12 protein-coding genes are annotated in these 12146 nt (G+C 62.2%); 8 read left to right on the forward strand and 4 right to left on the reverse strand.

The window, feature by feature from the left end:
• Positions 1-2: 2 nt before the first annotated feature.
• On the forward strand, positions 3-560 hold the full coding sequence (locus tag HX812_RS18680) for an L-threonylcarbamoyladenylate synthase (protein ID WP_003170728.1): 558 nt from the start codon (positions 3-5) through the stop codon (positions 558-560).
• A gap of 163 nt (positions 561-723) precedes the next feature.
• Here the strand turns inward: HX812_RS18680 and HX812_RS18685 are convergent, their stop codons facing one another.
• Complete coding sequence (locus HX812_RS18685) at positions 724-1701, reverse strand: quinone oxidoreductase (RefSeq protein WP_038847813.1); 978 nt, start codon at positions 1699-1701, stop codon at positions 724-726.
• A 159-nt stretch (positions 1702-1860) separates the two neighbouring features.
• Between HX812_RS18685 and hemF the strand changes: the two genes are divergently transcribed.
• The gene (gene hemF, locus HX812_RS18690; RefSeq protein ID WP_038847811.1) at positions 1861-2793 is read left to right on the forward strand and encodes an oxygen-dependent coproporphyrinogen oxidase; all 933 of its coding nucleotides are present in this window, start codon (positions 1861-1863) and stop codon (positions 2791-2793) included.
• Positions 2793-3614: a shikimate dehydrogenase gene (gene aroE / locus HX812_RS18695; RefSeq protein WP_038847809.1), complete on the forward strand. Its 822-nt coding sequence runs from the start codon at positions 2793-2795 to the stop codon at positions 3612-3614. The genes hemF and aroE overlap by 1 nt, the downstream gene beginning before the upstream one ends.
• Here the strand turns inward: aroE and HX812_RS18700 are convergent, their stop codons facing one another.
• From HX812_RS18700 to betC, 3 genes are all read right to left on the reverse strand, one after another.
• Positions 3615-5183 carry a SulP family inorganic anion transporter gene (locus HX812_RS18700; protein ID WP_038847808.1) on the reverse strand — a complete coding sequence of 523 codons (1569 nt, stop codon included), beginning with the start codon at positions 5181-5183 and terminating at the stop codon, positions 3615-3617.
• Positions 5184-5343: 160 nt separating this feature from the next.
• Positions 5344-6258: a choline ABC transporter substrate-binding protein gene (gene choX / locus HX812_RS18705; RefSeq protein ID WP_038851068.1), complete on the reverse strand. Its 915-nt coding sequence runs from the start codon at positions 6256-6258 to the stop codon at positions 5344-5346.
• A gap of 15 nt (positions 6259-6273) precedes the next feature.
• Positions 6274-7788, reverse strand: coding sequence for a choline-sulfatase (gene betC / locus HX812_RS18710; RefSeq protein WP_038851070.1), 1515 nt, complete (start codon positions 7786-7788; stop codon positions 6274-6276).
• A gap of 103 nt (positions 7789-7891) precedes the next feature.
• Between betC and HX812_RS18715 the strand changes: the two genes are divergently transcribed.
• From HX812_RS18715 to dgoD, 5 genes are all read left to right on the forward strand, one after another.
• On the forward strand, positions 7892-8842 hold the full coding sequence (locus HX812_RS18715; protein ID WP_038851072.1) for a LysR family transcriptional regulator: 951 nt from the start codon (positions 7892-7894) through the stop codon (positions 8840-8842).
• 31 nt (positions 8843-8873) lie between these two features.
• Entirely contained in the window at positions 8874-9203 is a 330-nt protein-coding gene (locus HX812_RS18720) for a DOPA 4,5-dioxygenase family protein (RefSeq protein ID WP_038851075.1), read from the forward strand.
• Positions 9204-9299: 96 nt separating this feature from the next.
• Complete coding sequence (locus HX812_RS18725; RefSeq protein ID WP_038851077.1) at positions 9300-10259, forward strand: 2-dehydro-3-deoxygalactonokinase; 960 nt, start codon at positions 9300-9302, stop codon at positions 10257-10259.
• A gap of 1 nt (position 10260) precedes the next feature.
• Positions 10261-10881: a 2-dehydro-3-deoxy-6-phosphogalactonate aldolase gene (locus tag HX812_RS18730; RefSeq protein ID WP_016978746.1), complete on the forward strand. Its 621-nt coding sequence runs from the start codon at positions 10261-10263 to the stop codon at positions 10879-10881.
• A 47-nt stretch (positions 10882-10928) separates the two neighbouring features.
• Positions 10929-12077 carry a galactonate dehydratase gene (gene dgoD / locus HX812_RS18735; RefSeq protein WP_003170741.1) on the forward strand — a complete coding sequence of 383 codons (1149 nt, stop codon included), beginning with the start codon at positions 10929-10931 and terminating at the stop codon, positions 12075-12077.
• The last annotated feature ends 69 nt before the right edge of the window (positions 12078-12146 follow it).

Raw genomic sequence — 12146 nt, forward strand, 5'->3', positions numbered from 1 at the left:
CAATGGTCAACCGGTGGCGTGTGCTGGAAACCGCACGAGAAATTCGCGCAGGCGCGGTGATTGCCTATCCAACCGAAGCGGTTTGGGGCTTGGGCTGCGACCCGTGGAACGAAGAAGCAGTGGACCGTTTGCTCGCCATCAAGAACCGTTCGGTGGACAAGGGCCTGATCCTGGTGGCGGACAACATCCGTCAGTTCGACTTTCTGTTCGAAGACTTCCCGCAGGACTGGATCGACCGCATGGCCAGCACCTGGCCAGGGCCGAACACCTGGCTGGTGCCCCATCAGGACTTGTTGCCGGAGTGGGTGACGGGTGTGCACGACACCGTTGCCCTGCGGGTGACTGATCATCCGCTGGTGCGGGATTTGTGCTCGCTGGTAGGGCCGTTGATTTCCACATCAGCCAACCCGCAAGGACGCCCGGCGGCGCGCACGCGGATTCGCGTGGAGCAATACTTTCGTGGCCAGGTGGACCTGGTGTTGGGTGGCGCCTTGGGTGGACGCAAGAACCCGAGCTTGATTCGCGACCTGGTGACCGGGGAGGTCGTGCGGCCTTCGTAACGCTTTTGTGGCGAGCGGGTTTCTTGTGGCGAGCGGGCTTGCCCCGCGTTGGGCTGCGAAGCAGCCCCAGAACAGGCACCGCATTCTCTGCTTTGGGCCTGCTTCGCAGGCCAACGGGAGCAAGCTCCCTCGCCACAACAAGCCCGCTCGCCACAAAGGTCGGTCAAGGCAGCAAAATGGTTGAGCCAGTCGTCCGCCGCCCCGACAACTCCGTCTGCGCCTTCGCCGCCTCCGCCAGCGCATACCGCTGGTTGATATCAATGCGCACCTTGCCGCTCTGGATCATCGAAAACAGGTCATCCGCCATCGCCTGCAGGTTTTGCGGGTTGTTGGCATAGGTCGCCAGGGTCGGCCGGGTGACGTACAGCGAACCTTTGGCCGACAGGATCCCCAAGTTCACCCCATCCACCGCGCCGGACGCATTGCCGAAACTCACCACCAGCCCCCGTGGCGCGACGCTGTCCAGCGAGGTCAGCCAGGTGTCCTTGCCGACGCCGTCGTACACCACCGGTACTTTTTTGCCGTCGGTCAATTCCAGCACGCGTTGTGCGACGTCTTCCTTGCTGTAGTCGATGGTTTCCCAGGCACCGAGGGATTTGGCCAGGGCGGCTTTTTCCGGCGAACTCACAGTACCGATCAGCTTTACACCCAGAGCCTTGGCCCATTGGCAGGCCAGGGAGCCGACGCCACCGGCAGCGGCGTGGAACAGGATGGTTTCGCCGCCCTTCAGTTCATAGGTCTGGCGCAGCAGGTACTGCACGGTCAGGCCTTTGAGCATGGCGCCGGCGGCTTGTTCGAAGCTGATGTCATCCGGCAGGTGCACCAGGTTGGCGGCGGGCAGCACATGCAGTTGGCTGTAGGCGCCCAGCGGGCCGCTGCCGTAGGCCACGCGGTCACCGACCTTGAACTGGGTGACTTCGCTGCCGACCGCGTCGACCACACCGGCGCCTTCTGCGCCCAACCCCGATGGCAATGCGGGCGGTGCGTACAGGCCACTGCGGAAATAGGTGTCGATGAAGTTCAGGCCAATCGCCTCGTTACGCACGCGAACCTGCTGCGGGCCGGGCTCTGCCGGCGTGTAGTCCACAAACTCAAGTACTTCGGGGCCGCCATGGGCGCTGAACTGGATACGTTTGGCCATCTGCACTTCTCCTGGGTTCGAATCGCGTAGCCCCCTATCGGACTCCTAAGCTTGATCTTCGTCAACTGCGGCGCAACCGGGTGCAGTGGTATCCTGTGCGCCCATTTGCCGCCGACGCCCAATGGCCTCGCGTAGCTTTGCCCGATTCAAGGTGATGCCATGACTACCCGCACCGAGGCTGTAAAGGCCTACCTGCTTGACCTGCAAGACCGCATTTGCAGCGCCCTGGAAACCTTCGAGACGGACACTCGCTTTATCGAAGACGCCTGGACCCGGCCTGCCGGCGGCGGCGGACGCACCCGTGTGATCGAAAACGGTTCGGTGATCGAAAAAGGCGGCGTCAACTTTTCCCACGTGTTTGGCAGCGGTCTCCCACCATCTGCCAGCGCGCATCGCCCTGAATTGGCCGGTCGTGGCTTTGAAGCCTTGGGTGTGTCGCTGGTGATTCATCCGCACAACCCACACGTACCGACTTCCCACGCCAATGTGCGCTTTTTCATCGCTGAAAAAGAAGGCGAAGAGCCGGTGTGGTGGTTCGGTGGCGGTTTCGACCTCACGCCTTACTACGGCAATGAAGAAGACTGCATCCACTGGCACCGCGTGGCCGAGCAGGCCTGTGCACCGTTCGGTCCAGACGTGTACTCGCGCTACAAAGCCTGGTGCGACACCTACTTCCACATCAAGCACCGCAACGAACCGCGCGGCATCGGCGGCCTGTTCTTCGATGACCTGAACGAGTGGGACTTCGACACCTGCTTCGCCTTCATCCGCGCCATCGGCGACGCCTACATCGACGCCTACCTGCCGATCGTGCAGCGCCGCAAGGCCACCGCCTACACCGAGCAACAGCGCGAATTCCAGGAGTTCCGTCGTGGCCGCTACGTTGAATTCAACCTGGTCTACGACCGTGGCACCCTGTTTGGCCTGCAATCGGGCGGACGCACCGAGTCGATCCTGATGTCGCTGCCGCCGCAGGTGCGCTGGAGCTACGACTGGAAGGCCGATGCCGGCAGCGAAGAAGCGCGCCTCACCGACTACTTCCTGCAAGACCGCGACTGGCTGGGCGTTGTCGCGCCCAAGGCGGCTGTCTGATGGACCGCTATGTCGTGTTCGGCAACCCCATCGGCCACAGCAAGTCGCCGCTGATCCATCGCATGTTCGCCGAGCAGACCGGCGAGCAACTGGACTACAGCACCTTGCTGGCGCCGCTGGAGGATTTCACCGGCTGTGCCCGTGAGTTTTTTCAGCAGGGGCGGGGTGCCAACGTCACCGTACCGTTCAAGGAGGATGCCTACCGCTTGGCCAACACCTTGACCGACCGCGCCCAACGCGCGGGTGCGGTGAACACACTGAGCAAACTGGCCGACGGCAGCCTGTTGGGCGACAACACCGACGGTGCCGGCCTGGTGCGTGACCTGACGGTTAACGCCGGGTTGAGCCTGCAAGGCAAACGCATCTTGTTGCTGGGCGCTGGTGGCGCGGTACGCGGCGCGCTGGAGCCGTTGCTGGCCGAACAGCCTGCTTCGCTGATCATCGCCAACCGCACCGTGGAAAAGGCCGAAATGCTCGCTGAGTTGTTCGACGACCTGGGCCCGGTGTCCGCCAGTGGTTTCGACTGGTTGCGTGAGCCGGTGGATGTGATCATCAACGCCACCTCCGCCAGCCTGTCAGGCGATGTACCGCCGATTGCGGGCAGCCTGATCGAACCGGGCAAGACCTTTTGCTACGACATGATGTACGCCAAGGAACCGACCGCGTTTTGCCGCTGGGCCACCGAACAAGGCGCAGCCGTGGCGATGGATGGCCTGGGCATGCTGGTGGAACAGGCGGCGGAAGCCTTCTTCCTGTGGCGCGGCGTGCGCCCGGACTCGGCGCCCGTACTGGCTGAACTACGCCGCCAGTTGGCGCTGTAATCACTCCTGGAACTGGATGGGGCAGCTGTCGGCCCCTTCCAGCTTTTTCAATTCTTCTACTACCTGCGGCCTGGCCCGGCGCAATGTCAGGCTGCGCCCCAAGCCCTTCAAGCGCCGCGCTTCCTGATGCAGCATTTCCACCCCGGAATAGTCGATAAAGTTGATCTGCTGCGCCTCGATCACCACCCGTTCGCCCTGCAGGCTTTGCAGGCGTACTTGCAGGTAGTGGCTGGCGCCGAAAAAGATCGAGCCGCCCACCCGCAGCACATCTTCATCGCCATCGCGCCATTGCTGTACCCGTGGCTGCGAAGTGCGCTTGAGGTAGAAAAACAGCGACGCCAGCACCCCGGCGTAAATCGCTGTTTGCAACTCCAGCAGCAAGGTGGCGACGCAGGTCAGGCTCATCACCACGAACTCGGCGCGACTGACGCGGAATAACGCGCGAATGCCGCGACGGTCCACCAAACCCCAACTGATCAGCAAGATGCTCGCGGCCATGCTCGGGATCGGAATATGGGCGATCAATGCCGCGCCAAACAGCGCAAACAGTGCCACCCACAACGCGGAAAACACGCCCGCCAACGGCGAACAGGCGCCCGCCTCGTAGCTGAGGCCGGAGCGTGTGAACGAACCGGCTGACAAATACCCGGAGAAAAATCCGCCAACGATGTTGGATAAACCCTGCGCCCGCACTTCCTGGTTGGCATCGAGCAATTGCTGCGAACGCGCCGACAGCGAGCGGGCAATCGACAAGCTGGTCACCAGCCCCAGCATCCCCACCGCCACGGCGCTTGGCAGCAGGCGCAGGATCACATCCAGGTCCATGGGCAACGGGCTGAACGGCGGCAGTTTGCCGATAAACGAACTGACCAGCGCCACATGCCCGAACATCGCCGGCCACAGCCACGCCACCAGGCTGCCCAGCGCCAGGGCGATCAACAGGGTTGGCCAGCGCGGTACGAGGTATTTGAGCAGTGCCCCCACCAGCAAGGTGCCGAGCCCGAGTATGAGTGAAGCATGATCCCATTCGCCGCTATGGTGGATCAGTGCCATCAGGCTATTGATCGCCGTGGCCTGGCTCGGTAAATCCAGCCCCAGCAGATTGGGCAGTTGCCCGAGCGCAATCACCACGGCGGCGCCCAGGGTGAAACCGAGCACCACCGAATGAGAGACAAAATTCACCAGCGCGCCAAAGCGCAGCATGCCCAGCAGCCACTGGAAAACCCCGGCGAGGAAGGTCAGCAACAGGATCAGGGTGATGTAGTCCTGCGACCCCGGCACGGCCAACGGGCTGACACTGGCGTAGAGCACAATGGAAATCGCCGCCGTGGGACCGCAGATCAGATGCCAGGAGGAACCCCAGAGGCAGGCGATCAACACCGGGATGATTGCGGCGTACAGGCCGTATTCGGGTGGGAGACCGGCGATCAGCGCGTAGGCAATTGACTGTGGCAAGGCGAGAACCGCGCCACTGAGGCCCACCATCGCATCCCGGCCGACGCTGGCGCGGGTCTGACGCGGGAGCCAGGCGAGGAAGGGGAAGAGTGTGTGGCGGTTGGGCCGGGGCATCGCGGACTCGGGTAGAAAGGTTTAGCGCAGAGTATCAGCACATATTGGTCCCTGTGGGAGCGGGCTTGCTCGCGAAAGCGGAGTGTCAGTTAACATTTACTCAACTGATCCGACGCCTTCGCGAGCAAGCCCGCTCCCACATTTGGATTGCATCAGGCCTTTAGAGCTTGGCTTTTACAGCGCCCAGCGCATCCTTGCCATCCACGGTCTTGACGCCCTCCAGCCACTTATCCAATACCGCCGGGTTGGCCTTGATCCACGCCTTCGCCGCATCGGCATTGCTGACCTTGTTGTTGGCCACCTCGGCCATGATGCTGTTTTCCATGTCCTGGGTAAAACTCAGGTTGGTCAGCAGTTTTCCGACGTTCGGGCAGGCCTGTGCGTAGCCCTTGCGGGTCAAGGTATACACGCTGCCAGTGTCACCAAAGTATTTCTCGCCGCCCTTGAGGTAGTGCATTTTCAACTGCACGTTCATCGGGTGCGGGGTCCAGCCGAGGAAGGTCACGAATTTCTGCTTCTTAACCGCCCGCGACACTTCGGCGAGCATCGCCTGTTCGCTGGACTCCACCAGCTTCCACTGGCCGAGCGCGAAGTCGTTCTTCTTGATGATTTCCTGCAACGAAATATTCGCTGGCGCGCCGGAGCCGATGCCGTAGATCTTCTTGTCGAACTTGTCGGCAAATTTGTTCAGGTCGGCAAAGTCATGCACCCCGGCGTCCCACACATAGTCGGGCACGGCGAGGGTGAACTCGGTGCCGTCGAGGTTCTTCGCCAGTTGCACCACGTCGCCATTGGCCACGAACTTGTCATAGAAGCCCTGCTGCGCCGGCATCCAGTTGCCCAGGAACACGTCCACCTGGCCATCCTTGAGGCCGCCAAAGGTGATCGGCACCGCCAGGGTGTCGACCTTGGGTTTGTAGCCCATGCCCGTCAGCAGAAACCCGGTGATGGCATTGGTGGCCGCAATATCGCTCCAGCCCGGATCGGCCATTTTTACCGTTTCACAACTGGCGTCTGCGTAAACATTGGCGCTTCCCAGCGCCAGGAGCCCCAGCATCACAGTTAACTTTTGCATGGCCTTCCCTCAGTGTTATTGGTTTTGGCAGGGTTGTGGATAACGTGCCTTGCGCTCCAGGTCGTCGAGGTCGATATGGTTGCGCATGTATTGCTGACTGGCGTCCACCAGTGGCTGGTGATCCCAGCTCTTCAGCTTGCCCTGGGTCAGTGCTTCAAACACCAGACGGCGGCGGCGTTGGCTGGCGAGCACCTGTTGGTGGATCGCCGGGATGTCCCATTTGGCCCGCGCCTCGTCCAGGAAGGCTGCAAACAGTGCCCGGTGTTGCGGCGACTGGCTGAGGTCTTCCTGCTCCCGTGGGTCGTTGTGTACATCGAACAGTAGACAAGGGTCGTCTTCGCTGTAGATGAATTTGTAGGCGCCCCGTCGAATCATCATCAGCGGGCTGATGGTGCCTTCGGCCATGTACTCGCCAAACACTTCGTCGTGCCCGCCCTGCCCTTGCAAGTGCGGGACCAGCGAGCGGCCGTCCAGCGGCAGGCGCGGGTCCAGCTCGCCGCCGGCCAGTTCCACCAGGGTCGGCAGCAGGTCGGCGGTGGACACGGCTTTGCTCACGCGGCCTGCCGCGAACTGTCCCGGCGCACTGACCAGCAGCGGCACGCGGGCGGCCATTTCAAACCAGTGCATTTTGTACCAGAGGCCCCGCTCGCCGAGCATGTCGCCGTGGTCGCCGGAGAACACGATGATGGTGTCGTCGGCCAGGCCGGTGTCTTCCAGGGTTTGCAGCAGCTTGCCGACGTTGCTGTCGATATAGCTGCACGCGCCGAAGTAGGCACGCCGCGCATCACGGATCTTATCCACAGGCAGCGGCTTGTCCCACAGGTCGTAGACCTTGAGCAGGCGTTGGGAATGCGGGTCGAGATCGGCTTGCGCGGGTGTTGTAGGCAACGGGATATCAGCGTCGTCGTACAGGTCCCAGAACGGCTTGGGAATGGTGTACGGGTCGTGGGGGTGAGTCATTGACACTGTCAGGCAGAACGGCTGGTCGCCGTCCTCGCGGATATGGTCGAACAGGTATTGCTGGGCCTTGAACACCACCTCTTCGTCGAAATCCAGCTGGTTGGTGCGAACACACGGCCCGGCCTGCAGCACCGACGACATGTTGTGATACCAGGTGGGGCGCACGTCCGGCTCGTCCCAGTTCACCGCCCAGCCGTAGTCGGCCGGGTAGATGTCGCTAGTCAGGCGTTCTTCATAACCGTGCAGTTGGTCGGGACCGCAGAAGTGCATCTTGCCCGACAGCGCGGTGCGGTAGCCGAGGCGACGCAGGTAGTGGGCGTAGGTCGGCACATCGGCGGGGAAATCGGCGGCGTTGTCGTAGGCGCCAATCTTGCTCGGCAACTGGCCGCTCACCAGGGTGAAACGCGACGGCGCGCACAACGGGCTGTTGCAATAGGCGGCATCGAACACCACACCCTGCTCGGCGAGGCGACTCAGGTTGGGCAACTTGATAGGCGAAGAACCGTAGAACGGAAGCAACGGGGCGGCCATTTGATCGGCCATGATGAAAAGAATGTTCTTGCGCTTCATGATCTATCGGCATTCCATAGGCGGTGTTTATGCGAATGAGCATGCAGCCCATGAAAAGTGGGGTAAAGCCCATGAAAAGCAATGTCTAGGATAAGCACAGCTTATGTATGAAGCCCTCGGTGACCTGTCCCTCGATTTGCTGCGTGCCTTCGAAGCCGCCGCACGCCATCGCAGCTTTACCGCCGCGGCGATGGAACTGGGCACCACCCAACCGGCCATCAGCCAGCAGATCAAGCGCCTGGAAGAACAGTTGGCGATCCGCCTGTTTGATCGCATCTACCGGGGTATCGAACTGACTGACGCTGGTGCCCTGTTGTTCGAGCATGTGCAAGGCGGTTTGCAGGGCATCAACCAGGGCTTGAGCCTGATCACCCAACAGGACCAGCATGAAGTGCTGCAAGTCGCCACCGACTTCGCCTTCGCCGCCTATTGGTTGATGCCGCGCCTGCACCGCTTTCACCAGGCCAACCCTCAGGTCGATGTGAGCCTGGTGACCAGCGAGCGCAATCACGCCACTTTGCGCAGCGATATCGACGTGGCGGTGTTGTTTGGCGACGGCCGTTTCAAGCAGGGCGACAGCCTGTGGCTGTTCAACGAGGAAGTGTTCCCGGTGTGCAGCCCGCAGTGGCTCAAGGAACAGGCGACGCCGCTGACTGTGCAAAATTTGCACGATGTCCCCTTGCTGCACCTGCGCCAGGAAAACAACAGCCAGTGGTTCGACTGGAGCGGTGTGTTTCGCGAACTGGGCATCGCCAGCGCACCGACGCCCGGCCAATTGCGTTTCGACAATTACACCCTGTTGATCCAGGCGGCGATTGCCGGCCAGGGCGTGGCTATCGGCTGGCGGCACCTTGTGGATAACCTGCTGGAGCAGGGCTGGTTGTGCCGACCGGTGAGCGACACCGTCATCTCGCGCTTTGGCTATTACGTGGTGCAGCCCCAGCGCAAACGCAGGGGGCAGTTGGTCGAGCGCTTCGTCGACTGGCTGGTGGCAGAACAAGCCAGCAGCGCTCAGTCGCTGACCGGGCTGGCCCTGCCGTCCATTGCGGTCTAGCATCTGGCGCATATTGGATCCGGAGTCCGCCATGCAACGTATCAAGGGCTACCACGCCCATATCTACTTCGACGCCAGCACGATCGAACAGGCGCGCACCCTGTGCGAAGACGCCGCCAAACTCTTCCCTCTGCGCATGGGTCGTGTGCACGAACGACCGGTGGGCCCGCATCCGGATTGGAGCTGCCAACTGGCGTTCGATCCCGAATACATCGGCGTGGTGCTGCCATGGTTGGTGATCCATCGCAACGGGCTGGTGGTGTTCCTGCACCCCGAGACCGGCGATGACTTGAAGGACCACACCGACTATGCGGTGTGGATGGGGGGGATGCGGGAACTGAACTTGTCAGCCTTTTCCTGAATAAAATCCCTAAATATGGGATTGATATTTATATATTGAGACTTTCGCCCGCGTAGGTTTATATTCGCTGCATCCGCTCAGAATTCAGGTGAAGCGATGCAGGCGCAATTGATCGCGCTCGATTGGGGGACCAGCTCCCTTCGTGCTTACAAACTCGGCCCCGCAGGCACAGTGCTGGAACAGCGCTCGCTGGCGTGGGGCATCATGCATTTGCCCAACGAACCCCGGGACATTGCCGGTGTGCGTTGCAGCAACGGCTTCGAGTTGGCGTTCGATGCGGCGTGCGGGGATTGGCTCGATGCCGAACCGGGTTTGCCGGTGATTGCCTGTGGCATGGTCGGCAGCGCCCAAGGCTGGAGCGAAGCGGCCTACCGCAATACCCCGGTCGACGTCGCCAGCCTCGGCCAGGCGCTGCATCAGGTGCACAGCCTGCGCGGCGTGGACGTGCACATCGTGCCGGGCGTGATCGAGCAGGTCGGCTTGCCCAACGTAATGCGCGGCGAAGAAACCCAGGTGCTGGGCGTGCTGCAAGGGCTGGGCACCGACGGGTTGATCGGCCTGCCGGGCAGCCATTCCAAGTGGGTGGAGGTGGTCGACGGCTGTATCACGCACTTCGATACCTTCATGACCGGCGAGTTGTTTGCGGTGTTGAGCAAACACAGCATCCTCGGGCGTACCCAGCAACCCAGCGAACAATTCCAGGCTGAAGCCTTCGACCGAGGCGTGCACGTGGCGCTTTCCGAAGACGGTCAGCGCGGCGTGCTGTCCACCTTGTTCAGTGCCCGCACCCTCGGGCTCACCGGCGAACTCGCGCCTGACCAACAGCCCGATTACCTCTCCGGCTTGCTTATCGGCCATGAACTCGCCGGCCTGCCTGACAGCGCCAAACACAAGCCGATCATCCTGGTCGGCGCCGCGCCCCTTTGCGCCCGTTATCAGCGCGCCCTCGCCCTTTGCGGCTTTGCCCACGTCAGCCTGGCGCAGGAAGCCACCGAGCGCGGCCTGTGGCAACTGGCCGTGGCGGCCGGGCTCACTCAACCTGTATTGGAGGCCTGACATGCTCAAGCAAGCACTCGCGCAAAACGGTTTGATCGCCATCCTGCGCGGCATTCGCCCGGACGAAGCCCAGGCTGTCGGCCAGGTGCTGTACCAGGCGGGGTTTCGGGTGATCGAAGTCCCGCTGAATTCGCCCGACCCTTACACCAGTATCCGCACCCTGCGCGACAGCTTACCCGCCGATTGCCTGATCGGTGCCGGCACGGTGTTGACGCCGGAGCAGGTCGAGCAGGTAAAGGCGGCCGGTGGCCAGGTGATCGTCATGCCCCACAGCGATGCCAAGGTGTTGCGTGCCGCCAAAGCCGCGGGCCTGTTTCTGTCCCCGGGCGTGGCCACGCCCACCGAAGCCTTCGCCGCACTGGCCGAAGGTGCTGACGTGTTGAAGCTGTTCCCCGCCGAGCAAATGGGCCCTTCGGTGATCAAGGCGTGGCTGGCGGTATTGCCGGCCGGCACCTTGCTGCTGCCGGTGGGTGGCATTACCCCGGACAACATGCAGGTGTTTACCGACGCCGGAGCCAAAGGTTTCGGACTGGGTTCCGGGTTGTTCAAACCGGGTATGACTGTGGATCAGGTCGCGAGCCGCGCCCAGGCTTATGTCGCCGCCTGGAAAGCCCTCAGCTGAATCAAGTTTCGCGCCTACCGGCGCCGCATCTATAAGAGAGATAACAGATGAAAATCACCAAATTGACGACCTTTATCGTCCCGCCGCGCTGGTGCTTCCTCAAGGTCGAGACCGACCAGGGCGTGACCGGCTGGGGTGAGCCCGTGGTCGAGGGTCGCGCTCACACCGTGGCAGCTGCCGTTGAAGAACTGTCCGACTACCTGATCGGCAAAGACCCACGCAATATCGAAGACATCTGGACCGTGCTCTATCGCGGCGGCTTCTACCGCGGCGGCGCGGTGCACATGAGCGCCCTCGCCGGTATCGACCAGGCGCTGTGGGACATCAAGGGCAAGGCCCTTGGTGTGTCGGTCAGCGATCTCCTCGGCGGCCAGGTGCGTGACAAGATCCGCGTGTATTCCTGGATCGGCGGCGACCGCCCGGCCGACACCGCCCGCGCTGCCAAAGAGGCGGTGGCCCGTGGTTTCACGGCGGTGAAGATGAACGGCACCGAAGAACTGCAGTTCGTCGACAGCTTCGAAAAAGTCGACCTGGCCCTGGCCAACGTCGCCGCCGTGCGTGACGCGGTGGGTCCCAACGTCGGCATCGGCGTCGACTTCCATGGCCGGGTGCACAAGCCCATGGCCAAGGTGCTGATGAAGGAACTCGACCCGTACAAACTGATGTTCATCGAAGAGCCGGTGCTCAGCGAGAACTACGAAGCGCTCAAAGAGCTGGCGCCGCTGACCAGCACGCCGATTGCCCTGGGCGAGCGCCTGTTCTCGCGTTGGGATTTCAAGCGTGTGCTCAGCGAAGGCTACGTCGACATCATCCAGCCGGATGCCTCCCACGCCGGTGGCATCACCGAAACCCGCAAGATCGCCAACATGGCCGAAGCCTACGACGTGGCCCTGGCCCTGCACTGCCCGTTGGGCCCGATTGCCCTGGCGGCGTGCCTGCAATTGGACGCGGTTTGCTACAACGCGTTTATCCAGGAGCAAAGCCTGGGCATTCACTACAACGAGAGCAATGACCTGCTCGACTATGTGCGCGATCCGGGCGTGTTCGACTATGACCAGGGCTTTGTGAAGATCCCCAACGGGCCGGGCCTGGGCATCGAGATCAACGAGGAATACGTGATCGAACGCGCGGCCATCGGCCACCGCTGGCGCAACCCTATATGGCGCCACGCCGACGGCAGCTTCGCCGAGTGGTGATATTCCTCTGAAGGAACGCGATCAAAAAATGTGGGAGCTGGCTTGCCTGCGAAGGCGTTGGGTCAGCTT

This window comes from Pseudomonas sp. IPO3749, from assembly GCF_013386605.1.
Classification (GTDB): domain Bacteria; phylum Pseudomonadota; class Gammaproteobacteria; order Pseudomonadales; family Pseudomonadaceae; genus Aquipseudomonas; species Aquipseudomonas azotoformans_A.